Origin of the sequence: Ketogulonicigenium vulgare WSH-001, from assembly GCF_000223375.1 — a bacterium.
GTDB lineage: Bacteria > Pseudomonadota > Alphaproteobacteria > Rhodobacterales > Rhodobacteraceae > Ketogulonicigenium > Ketogulonicigenium vulgare.
In genome coordinates, this window is record NC_017384.1 from 811243 (window position 1) to 827567 (window position 16325).

Sequence of the window (16325 nt, forward strand, 5' to 3'; positions counted from 1 at the left end):
GCCGCATCGCCAAGCGCTGGGCTGATCGTGTGCCGCCCCATATGTTCGCATCAACAAGGTGGTAGGCAGGTCGTATCAATCCGCATGTATCCGAGCAGGCCGTGCGGCGGGGGGGGCATCACCCCCCCGTCTTCGCCATGCGGCGCGGCGGATGATTACGCTGTCACCATCTGATCTTCACCCAAACGATTTCTGAGCGCCGCCCGGCCACGGTTCACGCGGCTTTTCAGCGTGCCGATGTTGCAACCAATAATTTCTGACGCGCGTTGATAGCTGTAGCCGTCCATCGCGACGAGTTTGATTGCTTGGCTTAAATGCGGCGAGATTAATCTCATCGCGCTGGAAACCTCGGTCATACGCAGATGCCAATATGCTGTATCGCAATCCTCGACAGGAATATCTGAGGCGCAATCCAGATCGCCCGGCTTTTCACGCGCCCGTTTGTAGCAACTCGTATAGAAATTATTGCGCATAATCGTGTATAACCATGCACGCAGATTGGTGTTCGGCTGATATTGATCCGATTTGCTGATCGCTTTTAGCGCGGTTTCTTGAACCAAGTCGTCTGCATCATTGGAATTTCGGCAAAGATAGATGGCGAATTTTCTCATATCCGGGCCCAGAGACACAATCTGTCGCAAGGTCTTTTGGTGGTGGCTATCGATATCGTATAGATCCTGATGATGTGACTGAATTCGCAGATTAATTTTTGGTGCAGAAGTATTGATAATGCTGTGCATCATGTCCTCCTTTTGCAAAATACCTCAAAGAACAGGGCCATAAAGCACGGCTACTATAGGCGTTTATCTGTGGATTTGGGATGAGGTCGGGTGCGACAGTTCGCTTTTGAACTGACCGCTTGCACTGTTGGTATCGCAGCTATTGATGGTACTATGGCATAATAATGAAATTCACAGCGAAGCGGCGCAAAACCGCCTATATGACGGTTGAATTTCAAGGCGGCATGCGGCGGTAAAAGCGTAAAAAGACGTAATGCAGCGTGTTATTTTTGATCCACATCCCGCACGATCATAATAGTTTGTCATCTTTACAGTGATTTGAGAGATCGTTTCGGACGGGCGGTCGTATCGTTACGTTTGATCACTAGATGTATGAGGTCGCGGGAATATCCCGAGCGGCGATATGGAGGATACTCATATGGGTTCCGACAATAGAAATTTCATGAACCAAGATAACACCAAGCAAGACCCGCGCAACGAAGTCAAGCGGATCGCCGAAGAAGAGCGTAAGCAAAAAGACCAGCGGGCAGATCAAAATCCCGCTGACTTTGAGCCTAAAAAAACGTTCTGAAGAGGTGCAGATCCCTGCGGTAAATTGATTTTGCGGCGCTGAGTGTAAGATTGATACGATGTGTAAGGCGGCGGATCACGATCTGCCGCTTTTTATTTGTGGTCTAAAGACCGGCGCAAGCGCGCATTAAAAAGGGGCGCGCCGCGGCGCACCCCCTGTCTTGACCATACGGGCCGGCTTAGATGCGATATGAAAAACCGCCCCAGATACGCCCCTCGTCGCGATGGCGACCACCGCGCACGGCGCCTGCCACGGCTGCGGCTGCGGCAACCAGCGCTGCCGCTGTCAGCAAGAAGGCGGTCAGGATCGCACTTTTGCGAGCCGTCTCGGCGGCGTCTATCGCCGCTTGTTGCGCCTCGGCGATTGCGGCCTCGGCCTCTGCGCGGGCTTGCTGGATATTAGCCACAGTCTCGTCGACGCGGGCTTCTACCTCGGCCTCGGTCTGACCTGTGCGACGTGCCACGGCGGCAATCAGGAATTGGCGGTCGGTATCCAAGATCTCGCCCGTGCGCAGCACATTACCCAGAACCACACCGGATTGGCGAGCAAGCTCGGCATCATCCATCGAAGGCGTGCCGGGCGTGGTCACCAGACCGGGCTGTTGCTGGGCCGATTGCTGAACGCCGTCCACTGCCGGGCGCATCAAGGTGCTGTTCAGATAGTCAAGCAGCCCGTCGGAATCCTCGTCCGAAACCGCGTTACCGACGCCTTGTGCCGCGCTGCCGATTGCCGCGCCAGCGCCTTGCGCCATGCCGCCCACCGCTGCGCCAGCCGCATTTGTCGCCGTGCCAACCGCCGATGCGGCACCGCTGATCAAGCTGCCTGCCATCCAGGCTGTCAGCAACATGCCCAAGCTCCACACGACAAGTCCGGTGATGCCATCGCGCGTCGAAATTTCGTCGGCGGTTGCCTCGTCATCCTGACGGCGTAGTCGTCCGGCGATATAGCCGCCAGCCATATAGCTTACGACCAGTGTGATCACCATCCACACAGCGGTGACGATGATCCACAGGTTAAACGAACCCTCGCCGGGTTCGGCCGATATCGTTGACAGCCCAAGAGCGGCACCAAAAGCCATAAAAAGCGCTGCAATCGCGGCTGCGACGACGGTGCCGCCAAGAATAGCGGCCCAGTCGATATACCCGACACCGCGATCGCGGCGGGGGGGCAGTGTGGTTGTCGGATTTTCCATGCCCATGACTCCTAGCGCAGGCCAATGAGCGACAAGATAGCCAGAACGACCACGACGAGGCCGACGAGATAGATGATGCTGTTCATGAGATGCCCCTGAGATGTGCCGAGTTCGGCAAGTGCGTGATACGTGCAACGCACCTGAATATGCGCTGCTACATCCACGAAACACGCGAACTATCGTCTCGGTTCCGTGATCACCTGTTAACACATCGTGAGGAACGGATGGCCGGGGCGGGGCGTTTCCCTGGCGGCAGTTAATTTGAAAGGAGATCTGCGATGACACATCCTGACTTTGACAAAAAAGCCGAGGACACGAAATTCGACGTGAAGGAAGAAGCCCAAAAGCAGAAAATGGGTAACGCGTCGACCCCGCATAACCCGAATAAAGCGCCACGAACCAACGAGCCTAACGCTGGTGGCGCAAATCGCGAGAAGGGCCATCGCGGCTGATAGGGTCGCATCCCGAGGCTGCAAAAGACATCGGCGGCGGCTGATCTGTGGTGAACGAAATTATCCTGATTGAGCGCGCCGCCGCCGAGGCGCGTAGGGCAGCGCCCATCGACGATGTTTTTGTCGATTAAGGATAGAGAAAACCGTCGCGCAACCGGATCACGTCGCTTATCAAACCATGATTTCGCGATCCCGAATTAAATATTTACTTCAAATCAGTTTCTTGCCGCAAAGCCAAATGTCAGTGGCGCAGGTGGTTCAGCGGCTCTTTATCATCGCAATCCGCAGCCGCGTTGGCTGTAACTCATGAAAAATTACCCGGCGCATTGCCGGGTAAGGGGTATCATCGCTTTGCGGGAAAGAACGATTTGGGTCTATTCAGATGGATGTCCGACCATAGTGAATAGTTCCCAATCCGCGATGTGATAGACTTGGGCGAAACCGCCATTTGGCTGCGCTGACAGCTTTTTGCCGTGCTTTTCTACCGTGATGCGGCCATCTTGCATTGCAGTGATCGTATATCCTGCATCGCGCAATCGATCGATAGTCGCTATCGCTGCACTGTCTGTATAGTTGGTATCATGGCTGATATCACCCTGATCCGACAATCTGACGATACCGCCGTGATGCGAGATGATTGCATTTGTTTCGGGTGCGATAAGAAAGCTCGATAGGCGCAGCCGTCTATATTGGGCCCTGGGTAGATCATTTTGTGATTCAAAGACGTCGAGAAAATTCTGAGGGTTCGAGAAATCTATGCCGCGATCGAGCATTGCCGCCAACTCGTAATCCCACCAGCGAGACGCCTCAAGCCTTGCGATGATTTCATCTGGAAAGCGATATCGTATAATCTTTGCCGGATTGCCCCCCACGATTGCATAGGGCGGCACATCCTTTACCACATGGGAGTTCGAGGCGACAATGGCACCATTCCCGATCTGCAAACTGCTGGAAAAGGTACAATTCTCGCCAATCCAGACATCATGGCCAATGATCAGTTTGCGTTCGGGCTGCGGGGCGGCAATTTCGCGGGGATCATTCGTAATAGTGCCCCGTACCCGCGCATCAGAAAGATAGGAGGCAATAAATTCGCGATCAAAATTGAAAACAGCCGAACTTTGGCTGACGGCTTTGAATGGGTGATTAAAGCCCAGAAACGACAAGCCTGTGGCAATGCTGCAATAGCGACCGACACGCGCATGCACTGGCAAAACAGACACTATGGATGAAAACGCGCCCACCTCATACAGGTTATGACCCGCTGCGATTGTCACGTATTCCTCAATAGTGGTGGAGGGGTTGAAATGTAAACGATTGCCCGCTTTTAATCTGCGACGTCTTGTGGTGTGCTCTTTCACCAATCCGGATCTTGCATCAAATATTCTATAATCTTCCAGCACGCGCTCTATGGTTGCTGAATATTCGACCGACGACATAATATATCCATTTTAAATGCGTTTGCGCGCCTTAGCTATTGCGGGATATCTTGTCCAGACAATGCGCCATATTTTCCACGATTATAAGGCGGATGAATGAATTTCGGTCGACGTTGCACGTAAATTAGACTATCCTTGCGTAAGGCATATCATTCGTCTGCATCGCAGCGCCGCAATCGATACGGACCCTATGCCGCAGGTATGCGATGGCCCGCAAAAGGTTGATTTACACGGATCTATCCCAATATAAATCCGCAACTGTATCGAGATTGCAGTTGATTTTTAGCGCCAATGGCGCTATTTTGTGGATGTCGATGGGAAAACATCCCGCCAAACGAGGAGATCGACGTGACCCAAGCTGAACAAAGCCTTGCAGATGACAAAATGCGCGCCGAGATCGCGAAGCTGCTGGCTGAGACCAAGCAAGTGACCGTCAGCACATTTCTTGCGCCCTTCCTCGCTGCGGCGGGGTTGATGGGGGCGACTGCGGCGCTTGTGAAAATTTTCCTTGGATGACGCCCGAAGAATTCAAAGAGGCCCGGCGAAAGCTGGGCCTTACCCAATCTGAGTTGGGCGCAATTCTTGATACTGCCCCCCAAACGATCCGCAAATGGGAAATGCCCGACACGCGATCCACAGCGCGTGGCGTGAATCCCGTTGCGGCCCGCGTGATGGCCTGGCTTATGTCGGGCTGGCGTCCGCCGCAATGGCCACAAGGGCGGGCTTAACACGGGGCAGGGCGATTATTGAGAAGGTTTAACGCCAGCGCGGCTTTTGTTCAGGGCAAAGTTTTCGCAAGTAAACGGTGAAAAATGCATGGGATAAAGCAGCACTTATTTTCTCAAATATTCTTGATTGATGGACGATAATGTAAAAACTTTGGGAATTAATAGGTGGTCCGACGTCAATGGAAACAAAGATGATCGTATCCATGCGCTGACCATTCAGCGGGTATTTTGGTGTATAAGCCTATGTGCGATAACCTATGAGCTGATAAGGCAGACTATCTACTACCTTAAGCGTTCTACGACCGGTTTTTTCTTTATACGTAGGCTGATCAATCCCCGAACGCTATGATCATAAGGCAGGCACTAGGCTGTCATATTTGATCTGCTGTATTGGTATGCGAGAGACGTAAGAGGGATCTGAATTTTACAAGGGCCCTTGGGCATCGCCGCCAAAGACGCTGACTCCGCGCTGGTGAGCGGCCCTGCTAGAATATCGCGATATGCAAAAGGGTGACGCCAAAGGTCTGCGTCACCGCCCACTTGGTCGATCCCCGCCAATCCGGGAATAGGTGCACGCGGAGGGCATGCAGAGGCCGACGTGGTCGCTTGGATGGATGTTTTGGGGAAAGTTAACCGCAAGCCTAGCCTTGGGTTTGCGCCGCGCCGTTAAAAGGGCAGGTCAAGTTTGCGTGCAACTATGGCTTCTTGAAGCTTCCACGCTTTGCGCAGAATTCCATACCCTGGAACTCCATAAGCCACGCATCCTCCCCGAAGTGAAAGACGTGGTAATCATCAGGCCCAAGGTATCGAGATCGAGTGCTGATCCCCCTGCGCGCGCTGGATTTCAATTCATTCTGCGCGCGCTGTGGTCGTGCACAAAAGGTACGCTGTGCACTGAAAATCGCTTCTCGAAGGGCAAATGTCACCAAAATCTCTGACAAACTTATACCCACGGCAAACGCATGTTCCGGGCTGTCGAAGTGGCCAAGCGTACCGAATGCAAATCCTTCGTTTTCTCTGTCATGGGCAGCAAGAGAAAAGACCGCTTGGTTCTCATGGCAAAAGATAGCGTAGGAATCCTTCGATATCACTTCAGATGCGCATATCATAACATCCTGCGCCTCAAGGTGTCCGCCATCGGCTTGAATTATCGGGGCGACTGGCCCGGTCAATGCGCCAAATTTTTTGTAATAATCGCGAAGAATATCATTCTTAATGTGGCTGACTTGATCTCCCGTCAGACTCATCTCATTCGCGCTCAGATTATACCAGCCACATAGCATAGGGATAAGATTTTCAAATATCATATCAAACTTCTATCTGGTTGGTATGCCCCGCATAGGTGACCCACACAAAAACAATAAAGCAATCCCAAACCCTCCTTTGTGGCAGGCTATTCTTTCCCCATACAAAAGTTGTCAAGGACGACAGCTTCAAAATCACGTGGTTTGCATGGGCCGGCGTCATGCGCTCGACCGTCGATGACCGCGCGCGCGGCCCGCGTGGACTTTGCCTACTGGGGTGGGTTCGGCGGATCCTTGTGGGGGTTCGGCGGCTGGTTTGTGTATCGCGCGTTTGGGCCTGACCCGCCACGAGCGCCGGTCCCGCCGGAATACGGGGATTGTGTTCAACAGTGCGGTTGCGGTCTTCATCAATGGTCTGTTGATCAACCTGCAATTCCGCCACGCGATCTGATTGCAGATGTGAAATCATGGCCCCCGCAATACGCGCTGCGGGGGCCATGTCGTTAAATCAAATTGCCCAACATACAGATCAAACACAGCACCAGCACAATGGCAGGCGCGGGCAGGTGGCCCAGTTCCTTATGTTTTATCACTGTTGTGCAGGCCGCCGCCATCACCAGCGCTGCCAGCGCCGCGCCCCAGATCTGGGTAAAGGGCGACACCAGCAGGGCTGCGGCTGTCAGTTCGCATAGCGCTGTCACATAATGGAACCACCTGGGATAGCCCCAGCGTGCGTAATCGGCCCGCGCGGATGGGGTGCCGATCCAATTCACCACGCCGCCCAGCACAAAGAACGCCGCCAGCGCCCAGCCCAGCCATGTGGCACCAAGGGAAAAGGCCGAATTCGGCAAGATTGCATAAATATACATCGGGTCTCCTTCATAATCCGGCTGCGCTGACATCGTCAAAGCCTGCGCCAACACCAAAGCCTGTGTGACGCCGTGGCGAAGAAGATCCCGTACCCGGGTGCAGGAGACACCACCCTGCAACTCTATTTTCGGCAAGTGACCGATAGGCCGCGATTTTGCCCAAGGCAAGGGCTGGCGGTGCCGCATGTGACGCAAGGTCATCTCGCCTTGAAAGAGATATCCTAGCGGTCTCGGATGGTGATCGGCCCGATAGGCGCCACATTGGGCAGGATCAAATAGACCGGCGCGGCGCCTTCGGGGGCGATAAAATCACCCTGCCAACGCCCGACGCGTGGGTTGCGGTTGGGGTTGTAGTTAAAGGCGAGCTGCATCGTGTCATGGATATTGGCGACCCCATCCACACGGATCAGCGGCAGATGCGCATCGCCCGCCTGCAGATAGATGGTGCTGTCCAGATCGGTCGCGGGGATTGGGCCATAGATCAGCTCGCCCGAATAGCCCTGCATATCGGTGATAAACTCTACCTCGATATGCAGAACACCCACGCTGCGATCAGCCTTTTTGATATTGGCATAGGCATAGCCGCTGGCTGTGGGCGCCATGGTTTGCTGCATGCCGACCTGCGCCCGCGCAGCAGCGCCACCAAGCCCGACCGCAAGTGCAAGGCTGAGGGCAAAAGATGTAACGATATTCATGTAAAACCTGTCACTATCTGCCGGCCAAAGCACGGCATAAACGCAGGCGCATCCCGGTCGCGCCCACATATCGCGGGAGATAGGCGCGAAATGTGTCAGATTGATGAAGGGACATTGGGGGGATTGGTAGGCCCGGAGGGACTCGAACCCCCAACCAAAGCGTTATGAGCGCTCTGCTCTAACCATTGAGCTACAGGCCCCCTTGCATCCGATAGGTCAGCCACCGCATCTGGTCAAGTTGCTACTGGCCTCGCGGCAGTATCTGCGGTATCGGCGGGCGGAGAACGTCAGGGCAATCGGGGTGAGCCATGAGCGATACGACAAGTAAACTGACCTATGCCGCAGCAGGTGTTGATATCGACGCCGGTAACGCATTGGTCGAGCGGATCAAACCGGCTGCCGCGCGCACGCGCCGCACGGGAACAATGGCGGGCCTTGGCGGCTTTGGCGCGTTGTTCGACCTGAAGGCGGCGGGCTATAGCGATCCGATCCTTGTCTCGGCCACGGACGGGGTGGGCACCAAGTTGCGCATCGCGATCGACACCGGCCATCTGGACACGATTGGCATCGACCTTGTGGCGATGTGCGTGAATGATCTGGTCTGCCAAGGCGCCGAGCCGTTGTTCTTCTTGGATTATTTCGCAACCGGCAAGCTGTCGGTCGACGAGGCGGCCCGTGTGATCGGCGGCATCGCGGATGGCTGCGCCGCATCGGGCTGCGCGCTGGTGGGCGGCGAGACGGCCGAGATGCCCGGCATGTATCACGACGGCGATTTCGATCTGGCCGGTTTCGCGGTTGGCGCGATGGAGCGCGGTGCCGATCTGCCTGCGGGCGTGGCGACGGGCGATGTGCTGCTGGGCCTTGCGTCCAATGGCGTGCATTCGAACGGCTATTCGCTTGTGCGCAAGGTCGCTGAAAAAGCGGGCCTTGGATGGAACGATGCTGCCCCCTTTGCAGATGGCGCGCTTGGTGAGGTGCTGCTGGCGCCGACCCGTCTTTATGTGAAGCCGGTGCTATCGGCGATCCGTGCGGGCGGCGTGCATGCGCTGGCGCATATCACCGGCGGCGGTCTGACCGAGAATCTGCCGCGCGTCTTGCCCGAAGGCATGGGTGCGACGATTGATCTGAACGCATGGAAGCTGCCGCCGGTGTTCAACTGGCTGGGGCAGGTCGGCGGTCTGGATCAGGCGGAAATGCTGAAAACCTTTAACGCCGGTATCGGTATGGTTGTCGTCGTCGCGGCGGATCGCGCGGCGCAGATTACCGCGCTACTGCAAGCCGAGGGCGAGACGGTTTACACCCTAGGCCAGATCACCGCAGGCGCAGGCGTCAGCTATACCGGCGCGCTGACGGCATGAGGCGTGTCGCGATCCTGATCTCGGGGGGCGGCTCTAATATGATGACGCTGCTGCGCGCGATGGAGGAGGGTGACTTCCCGGCGCGCGCGGTGCTGGTGCTTGCGAATAACCCCGATGCGGGCGGGCTGGAAAAGGCCGCCGCGTTGGGTATTCCCACCGCTGTTGTCGATCACCGCCCCTTTGGCAAGGATCGCGCCGCGTTTGACGCGGCGGTGGATGCAGAACTGCGCGCGGCCGATGTCGATCTGGTCTGCTTGGCGGGGTTCATGCGCATTTTGACGCCGGAATTCACGGCGGGCTGGGAAGGGCGGATGCTGAACATCCACCCCTCGCTGTTGCCGCTGTATAAGGGGCTGCACACCCATCAACGCGCTATTGAGGCGGGCGATGCGGTGCATGGCTGCTCGGTGCATCTGGTGACTGCGGCGCTGGATGACGGGCCGGTTCTGGGGCAGGCGCGGGTCGCCATTTTGCCCGATGACACGCCTGAAACTTTGGCCGCGCGGGTGCTGGTGCAAGAGCATCGCCTGTATCCCGCCGTGCTGAAACGCTTTGCATCGGGCGATCAGACCGCAATCATTCTGGAATGATGCCCTTTTACTTGGCAGCGTGATGTCCTATTCCTTGCGTCACCTTTGCAAGCTCATGAATTTACGGCAGGCTGATGAAAACAATCACGACGACCGAAGCGCTGGCCAGCTTTTGTGCTGAAGCGGCCAAACATCCCTATGTGACGGTCGACACCGAGTTCCTGCGCGAACGCACCTATTACGCGAAACTCTGCCTTGTGCAGTTGGCCTTTTCCGGCCCTGATGCGGATGCCGCGCTGGTTGATCCGCTGGCCGATGGGATCGACCTGAAGCCCCTATATGATCTGTTCCTGAACCCCGCCGTGGTCAAAGTGTTCCATGCCGCGCGGCAGGATCTGGAAATTTTCTCGGTCGGGCAGAACGTTATTCCGGCGCCTTTGTTCGACACGCAGGTCGCTGCGATGGTCTGCGGCTATGGCGAGCAGGTCAGCTATGAGACGTTGGCGCGCAAAATTGCCAAGGCCGATATCGACAAGACTTCGCGTTTTACCGATTGGTCGCGCCGTCCGCTGTCCGAGGCGCAAAAAGAATATGCGCTGGCCGATGTGACGCATCTGCGCCAGATCTATGAAAATCTGTCGGCGCAAATCGCCAAATCCGGTCGCGCCGCTTGGGTGGCCGAGGAAATGGGCGTGTTGAACGACCCTGATACCTATCGTGTCGACCCCGAACAGGCCTGGCTGCGGGTGAAAACGCGCACATCATCCGCAAAATTTCTGGCGGTGATGAAAGAACTCGCGCGCTTTCGCGAGGAATATGCGCAGGCGCAGGATGTGCCGCGTTCGCGCGTCTATAAAGATGACGCGATGCTGGAGCTCGCCTCGCTAAAGCCCGCGACCGAGGATGATCTGGGCACGGCGCGCCTGCTGCTGCGCGAGGCGCGCCGTGGCCCGATCGCGGATGGTATTTTGGCGGCGGTCAAGCGCGCTTTGGCGCTGCGCCCCGATCAGATGCCGCGCCTTGCGGTCGAAAAAGACAGCGCCTTGCAGGTCAATCCGGCGCTCGCCGATCTGCTGCGCGTGCTGTTGAAAGCCCGGTCCGAGGCCGAAGGGGTGGCGCAAAAACTGATCGCCTCCTCGCATGATCTGGATGCAATTGCGGCGGGGCAGCGCGATGTCGCGGCCCTGTCCGGCTGGCGGCAAGAGTTGTTTGGCGATGACGCGCTGGCCCTGTGCGAGGGCAAGATCGCTTTGGCCGCCAAGGGGCAAAATGTCGTCACGATCCGCCTGAGCGAGGCGTGATCATGGCCACGTCTGCATTCGAGGAAATCGTTGATACCTTTGCCTTTTTGGACGACTGGGAAGACCGCTATCGCCATGTGATCGAGCTGGGCAAGGCGATGTCGCCCCTTGACGAGGCGTTGCGCGTGCCCGCAACCAAAGTCACCGGCTGCGCCAGTCAGGTCTGGATCCATCCAGTGATCGAGGGCGGTGTCTTTCGCTTTGACGGCGAAAGCGATGCGCTGATCGTGCGCGGCTTGATCGCGATTTTGGCGCAACTTTACAACGGCCTGCCGGTTGCGGATGTGGCGCGGGTCGATGCCTTGGCCGAATTTGACCGCATCGGTCTGCGCGAACATCTATCGGCGCAGCGCTCGAACGGGCTGCGCGCGATGATTGAACGCATCCGCCAATCGGCGGCGGCGGCCTAGGTCGCCCGAAACGTCGGCGCGTAGCTGATCGGGAAATTCACCGAACGCGCGATAAAGCAAACAGCATGAATGCGGTGGTGCAGGTCATGGGCCAGATCCAGATCCGCCCCCGCATTCAGCGCAATTTCGGGCCGCAGGGTCGCGGATAGAAAGCGGCCAGCGCCGGATTTTTCGACCTCGCCCACGCCGATCGGGCTGTCGCGATAGCTGCTGACGATCAGGCCCGCATTTGCCGCGTAATGCAGATACCACAGCATATGACAGGCCGAGAGGGACGACAGCAGCAGATCCTCGGGGTTCATTTTCGTCGGATCGCCGCCCAGCAGCGGGTCGTTCGAACAATGTACAACCGCCTTGCCGGGCACGGCGATATCCCAGGTCCGGTCATAGCCGCGATAGTTGATCGTCCCCGCGCCGCGGTTGCCCGTCCAGATGACTTCGGCGCTATAGCTATGTTCCATATTGGTTTTCCTTGGCTGTTCCTGTATACGCGTATACAAAAAAGAGGCAGGCCAACCATGATCCAGAATGAATTGACCCTTGTCGCGCGTATTCGTAGCGACATTCTTGCCGGTGTCTATCCCCCCGGCAGCGATCTGTTGCAAACGGAACTTGCGGCAACTTACGGCGTCAGCCGCATTCCTGTGCGCGATGCGCTGCAAAGCCTTGCGGCGCAAAGGCTGGTTGATCTGGTGCCCGGTCGCGGTGCGCAGGTCGTGGCGCTGACACAGGCCGATCTTGCGGAAATTCGCGATCTGCGCCTGATGCTGGAATGCGATCTGTTGGCGCGCGCCATTGGTCGCGCCGATCAATCCGCGATGGATGATGTTGATTTTGCGATGAAAGTTGTCGCTGCCGCCATCGGGCGTACCGGCGGGCAAGAGGCGGATTGGGCCTTTCACGACGCGCTGTATCGTGCGGCGGATTGCCCGCGCCAACTGGCGATTGTGCAGGAATTGCGCCCCATCTGTGCGCTTTACTTGCGCGAATATGACAGCAAAACTGCCAATACGACACGCTGGCTGCGCGAGCATCAGGCCCTTGTCGATGCGTTTCGGGGCCGCCGCGCCGAGGAGGCGAAATCCGTACTGCGTCAACATATCCGCGCGACACATGCGCAGATGGATGCGGTTGCCGCCGCAGCTTAGGCGGCGGCACCTTTATTACAGTTTTTGGGTGACAAAGCGCGTGTCGAGATAGGCCTCGACCGCCTCAGAGCCGCCTTCGGTGCCATAGCCCGAATCGCCGAGCCCGCCGAACGGCACTTCGGGCAGGGCAAGGCCAAGGTGGTTGATGGTCAGCATACCCGAGCGCACCCCTTCGCGCAGACGCGACGCCGTCTCGGACGAGCCGGTAAACGCATAGGCCGCAAGGCCAAAGGGCAGGCGGTTCGCCTCGGTCAGCGCGGCATCCACGGATGCGACACGGTTGATCACCGCGACGGGGCCAAAGGGTTCGTCATTCATGATCAGCGCATCTTGCGGCACATCGGCCAGCACGGTCGGGGCATAGAAATAGCCCTTGTTGCCAATGCGGCGACCGCCGGTGACCAGACGCGCGCCGCGGTCGACGGCATCCTCGATCATGCGTTCCAATGCAGGGATGCGCCGGTCATTCGCGAGCGCACCCATCTGGCTGTTCGGGTCCAGCCCGTCGCCGACCTTGATCTGTTCTGCCGCGCTGGCAAAGCCGTCGATGAACCGATCCGCGACGCTATCTTGCACCAAAAAGCGCGTGGGCGAGACGCAGACCTGACCCGCGTTGCGGAATTTATGCTGTACGGTCAGGGCGATGGTCGCCTCGATATCGGCATCATCGAACACCAGCACGGGGGCGTGGCCGCCCAGCTCCATCGTGGCGCGCTTCATATGCAGGCCGGCGAGGCTGGCAAGATGTTTGCCAACCGGGGTCGAGCCGGTGAACGAGATTTTGCGGATGGTCGGATGCGGGATCAGATATTCCGAAATCTCGGCAGGCACGCCGAACACAAGGTTCACGACGCCGGCAGGCACGCCCGCATCAACAAAACAATTGATCATCGCGGCGGGCGAGGCGGGGGTCTCTTCGGGCGCCTTGACGATGATGGAACAGCCGGTGCTGAGCGCGGCAGACAGCTTGCGCACGACCTGGTTGACCGGAAAGTTCCACGGCGTAAAGGCCGCGACGGGGCCGACCGGGTCCTTGATCGTGATCTGCAAAATGCCGGGCGCGCGGGCGGGGATCACCTGACCATAGGTGCGGCGGCCTTCCTCGGCGAACCAGTCGATCACATCGGCGGCGGCGGTCACTTCGCCCTTGGCCTCGCCCAGGGTTTTGCCCTGTTCCAGCGTCAGCAGCATCGCGATTGTCTCGGACCGGGCGCGCAGCAGATCTGCGGCGCGGCGCATAATCTTGCTGCGTTCCAGCGGCGAGACGTCTTTCCACTGGTTGAAGCCGCGCTGCGCGGCAGCCAGAGCGGCCTCGAGATCGGTCGGCGTGGCGTGGGCGACGTGGCCGATCACCTCTTCGGTCGCGGGATTGACCACGGGAATGCGACCGCCGTCAGAGGCTTCGCTCCAAATGCCGTCAATGAGAAGGAGGGTATCAGTATACATAGGATGTCCTTGCGAAGGCGGGGCGCTGCCCCATCAGCATCGCCTGCAAGCTAGACCCCGCGCGCGGGGGCGGCAACCCATTGGAACGGTTTTGTGAGCGCGGCGGCCCGTTACCGCTTTAGCCCCGCCGCATATTCAACCAGTTGATCGACGACGATGCCCCAACCTTCGTAAAATCCCATATCTTCGTGGTTTTTTCGGCTTTCCTCGCTGCGATGCCGCGCGATTGCGGTGTATTTCGTCTGGCCCGCGCCCGCATCCTCTAGCAGCAAGATGGCGGTCATGAACGGCTCGGCCGTTGGTTTCCAGCCTTCGGTATAGGTATCGGTGAAGACCAGTTTGGTGGTCGGCACAATTTCAAGATAAACGCCGTCATTGGCCATTTCATTGCCCTCCACCTCAAACGTTGTGTTGAAACGACCACCGACGCGCAGGTCGATCTCACAGGCGATAACCTTGTGCGGGCGCGGGACGAAGAATGCCTTGATATGTTCGGGCGTTGTCCAGCATTCCCAGACCAGGTCGCGCGCCACAGGGATCGTGCGTTCAAGGCGAAGGTCGGTTTTCGGGTCGAGTTGCACCTGATCTCTCCGTCAAATCGTGGATGCATACAGGTTATGCGCGCGGGCGACGTTGCGTCAATATGGTCCAGTTAACCCGCCCTGGCGTGCCGCGCCATTTCAGGCGCAGCGCCCATGCCGCCAAAACGCTGGATCAGTTGGGTCAGGTCTTTTGCCTCGTTATTCAAAGAGTTGGTGGTGGCGTTGGTTTCCTCGACCATGGCGGCGTTTTGCTGGGTCATCATATCAAGATAGCGCACGGCGGTGTTCACCTCAGAAATGCTCAGCGCCTGTTTTTGCGCCGATTCTGCCATATCGACGACGGTGGTGTTGATGTCATGGAACATCACCACAATCTCGCCCAAGGCGGCATGGGTGGCGCCGACCAGCGCGGCGCCGCGTTCGGTCTGCTCGCTGCTGCGGTCGATCAGGGCCTGAATGGTGCGCACCGCCTCGGCCGAGCGCTGCGCGAGGGCGCGGACCTCGGCGGCGACGACGGCGAAACCGCGACCAGCCTCGCCCGCGCGGGCGGCCTCGACCCCTGCATTCAGTGCCAGAAGGTTGGTTTGAAAGGCGATCTCGTTGATGACGCCGATGATCTGGCCCATCTCGCCGGCAGATGACGAGACCTGCGCCATTGCCGTGCGGGTTTCATCCATGATGGCGCTGCCTTTTTGGGCCACGTCGCGGGCGCGATTGGCCATTTGTTCGGCACTTGCGGCGCGCGTTGCGGAATCCTGCACAGCACTGGTCAACTGGTCCAGCGAGGCGGCGGTTTCCTCGAGGCTTGCGGCCTGTTGTTCGGTGCGCCGTGCAAGGTCATCCGAGGCGGCGGCAATTTCGGCAGACCCCACATTGATCGCTTCGCTGGCGCGATGGACGGCCGAGATCACATCGCCAAGGCTTTCCATCGTCTCATTAAAGCGCGTGCGGGCAGAAAGCTCGGCGTCGATGCGCACGCCCAGATCCCCCTCGGCCAGACGGCCAAGCGCGGCGGCGATCGTCTCGGCCGCGCTGCGCTGCGCGACCTCGGACCGCTCGCGCGCTTCGTCCAGCTTGTCGATATAGCAGGTAATCGACAGATCAATATCCACCAGCGCCGCCCGCACAACGGCGGACAGGTCTGCGGCAAGGCGCGCGCGGTCTTTGCCTGTCCATGTGCGCCGCGTTGTCACGATGTCGCGGATGATTCGATCCAGAACAAGGCCATAGCCGCCGATGTACCAACGCGGTTCTAGCCCGATATCGGCGTGAATCGCGCCGATCCGGCGGACGGCGGCGACATAATCGGGACCAAAGTCGCCCTGCGCGATGCGTTTCCAATGCGATTCTTGCCGGGTTTTCGCGCTGTTCATGCGGTCTTGCGTCGGGAAGTGGTGCCGCAGCGCGGGTGTTTGCGCGACGCGCGCATAAAAATCGTCCAGCGCGGGCCCCATCGCCGCGCCAATGGGCCCGGCGAGGCTGCGTAGGCGCTGTTGCGCCGCGGAATCGAGGGCGATGAACGGAAGACGGTTTTCCATATCCGCCGCAGCGGGTGTATAGCTGGTCGAAGTGATCATGTCTTACCTTCCCGGCGGGTTGAAACTGGAACCTTTCGGGCAGCATCGGGGCAAAAGATTAATAGGATGCTGCAAGCGCAGCGGTT

General features: G+C 58.2%; 20 protein-coding genes and 1 tRNA gene. 9 read left to right on the forward strand and 12 right to left on the reverse strand.

From position 1 onward, the window contains the following. Window positions 1-155: 155 nt before the first annotated feature. A complete protein-coding gene (locus KVU_RS04070) occupies window positions 156-740 on the reverse strand; it encodes a sigma-70 family RNA polymerase sigma factor (RefSeq protein ID WP_013384062.1) in 585 nt (194 codons plus the stop codon). A 442-nt stretch (window positions 741-1182) separates the two neighbouring features. Between KVU_RS04070 and KVU_RS16350 the strand changes: the two genes are divergently transcribed. Continuing rightward, window positions 1183-1311: a hypothetical protein gene (locus KVU_RS16350; RefSeq protein WP_257720550.1), complete on the forward strand. Its 129-nt coding sequence runs from the start codon at window positions 1183-1185 to the stop codon at window positions 1309-1311. Between the two features lie 178 nt (window positions 1312-1489). Here KVU_RS16350 and KVU_RS04075 read toward each other — a convergent pair whose 3' ends face one another. Next, complete coding sequence (locus KVU_RS04075) at window positions 1490-2503, reverse strand: hypothetical protein (protein ID WP_013384064.1); 1014 nt, start codon at window positions 2501-2503, stop codon at window positions 1490-1492. Between the two features lie 278 nt (window positions 2504-2781). Between KVU_RS04075 and KVU_RS16100 the strand changes: the two genes are divergently transcribed. Next, on the forward strand, window positions 2782-2955 hold the full coding sequence (locus KVU_RS16100) for a hypothetical protein (RefSeq protein ID WP_013384066.1): 174 nt from the start codon (window positions 2782-2784) through the stop codon (window positions 2953-2955). 374 nt (window positions 2956-3329) lie between these two features. On the opposite strand, the gene KVU_RS04080 is transcribed toward KVU_RS16100, so the two are convergent. Beyond that, complete coding sequence (locus tag KVU_RS04080; RefSeq protein WP_013384067.1) at window positions 3330-4391, reverse strand: CatB-related O-acetyltransferase; 1062 nt, start codon at window positions 4389-4391, stop codon at window positions 3330-3332. 348 nt (window positions 4392-4739) lie between these two features. On the opposite strand from KVU_RS04080, the gene KVU_RS16105 reads away from it, so the two are divergent. Further along, a complete protein-coding gene (locus tag KVU_RS16105; RefSeq protein ID WP_013384068.1) occupies window positions 4740-4907 on the forward strand; it encodes a hypothetical protein in 168 nt (55 codons plus the stop codon). Next, window positions 4904-5119 (forward strand): helix-turn-helix domain-containing protein, encoded by a 216-nt coding sequence (locus KVU_RS04085; RefSeq protein WP_013384069.1) that lies wholly within the window; start codon window positions 4904-4906, stop codon window positions 5117-5119. The genes KVU_RS16105 and KVU_RS04085 overlap by 4 nt, the downstream gene beginning before the upstream one ends. Window positions 5120-5814: 695 nt before the next feature. Here the strand turns inward: KVU_RS04085 and KVU_RS04090 are convergent. The 5 genes from KVU_RS04090 to KVU_RS04110 form a co-directional block, all read right to left on the reverse strand. Next, a complete protein-coding gene (locus KVU_RS04090; RefSeq protein WP_044008028.1) occupies window positions 5815-6426 on the reverse strand; it encodes a hypothetical protein in 612 nt (203 codons plus the stop codon). A 1-nt stretch (window position 6427) separates the two neighbouring features. Further along, on the reverse strand, window positions 6428-6832 hold the full coding sequence (locus tag KVU_RS04095; RefSeq protein ID WP_162467561.1) for a hypothetical protein: 405 nt from the start codon (window positions 6830-6832) through the stop codon (window positions 6428-6430). 34 nt (window positions 6833-6866) lie between these two features. After that, window positions 6867-7232, reverse strand: coding sequence for a DoxX family protein (locus KVU_RS04100; RefSeq protein ID WP_049776463.1), 366 nt, complete (start codon window positions 7230-7232; stop codon window positions 6867-6869). Window positions 7233-7453: 221 nt separating this feature from the next. Next, window positions 7454-7927, reverse strand: a complete 474-nt coding sequence (locus tag KVU_RS04105) for a hypothetical protein (RefSeq protein ID WP_013384072.1) — start codon at window positions 7925-7927, stop codon at window positions 7454-7456. A 124-nt stretch (window positions 7928-8051) separates the two neighbouring features. Further along, window positions 8052-8127: transfer RNA gene (locus KVU_RS04110), tRNA-Ile, on the reverse strand. Between the two features lie 108 nt (window positions 8128-8235). Between KVU_RS04110 and purM the strand changes: the two genes are divergently transcribed. From purM to KVU_RS04130, 4 genes are all read left to right on the forward strand, one after another. Beyond that, entirely contained in the window at window positions 8236-9285 is a 1050-nt protein-coding gene (purM, locus tag KVU_RS04115; RefSeq protein WP_013384073.1) for a phosphoribosylformylglycinamidine cyclo-ligase, read from the forward strand. Then, on the forward strand, window positions 9282-9875 hold the full coding sequence (purN, locus tag KVU_RS04120; protein WP_013384074.1) for a phosphoribosylglycinamide formyltransferase: 594 nt from the start codon (window positions 9282-9284) through the stop codon (window positions 9873-9875). The genes purM and purN overlap by 4 nt, the downstream gene beginning before the upstream one ends. Window positions 9876-9949: 74 nt before the next feature. After that, entirely contained in the window at window positions 9950-11116 is a 1167-nt protein-coding gene (rnd, locus tag KVU_RS04125) for a ribonuclease D (protein ID WP_013384075.1), read from the forward strand. 2 nt (window positions 11117-11118) lie between these two features. After that, window positions 11119-11526: a SufE family protein gene (locus KVU_RS04130; protein ID WP_013384076.1), complete on the forward strand. Its 408-nt coding sequence runs from the start codon at window positions 11119-11121 to the stop codon at window positions 11524-11526. Here the strand turns inward: KVU_RS04130 and KVU_RS04135 are convergent. After that, window positions 11523-11987 (reverse strand): OsmC family protein, encoded by a 465-nt coding sequence (locus tag KVU_RS04135; protein ID WP_014537658.1) that lies wholly within the window; start codon window positions 11985-11987, stop codon window positions 11523-11525. The two genes, KVU_RS04130 and KVU_RS04135, sit on opposite strands and share 4 nt — an antisense overlap. Before the next feature lie 57 nt (window positions 11988-12044). On the opposite strand from KVU_RS04135, the gene KVU_RS04140 reads away from it, so the two are divergent. Then, window positions 12045-12674: a GntR family transcriptional regulator gene (locus tag KVU_RS04140; protein WP_013384078.1), complete on the forward strand. Its 630-nt coding sequence runs from the start codon at window positions 12045-12047 to the stop codon at window positions 12672-12674. A 15-nt stretch (window positions 12675-12689) separates the two neighbouring features. On the opposite strand, the gene KVU_RS04145 is transcribed toward KVU_RS04140, so the two are convergent. The 3 genes from KVU_RS04145 to KVU_RS04155 form a co-directional block, all read right to left on the reverse strand. Then, window positions 12690-14120: an NAD-dependent succinate-semialdehyde dehydrogenase gene (locus KVU_RS04145; protein ID WP_060486252.1), complete on the reverse strand. Its 1431-nt coding sequence runs from the start codon at window positions 14118-14120 to the stop codon at window positions 12690-12692. A 110-nt stretch (window positions 14121-14230) separates the two neighbouring features. After that, entirely contained in the window at window positions 14231-14701 is a 471-nt protein-coding gene (locus KVU_RS04150) for an SRPBCC family protein (RefSeq protein ID WP_013384079.1), read from the reverse strand. 71 nt (window positions 14702-14772) lie between these two features. Further along, the gene (locus tag KVU_RS04155) at window positions 14773-16239 is read right to left on the reverse strand and encodes a globin-coupled sensor protein (protein WP_013384080.1); all 1467 of its coding nucleotides are present in this window, start codon (window positions 16237-16239) and stop codon (window positions 14773-14775) included. Window positions 16240-16325 lie beyond the last annotated feature (86 nt).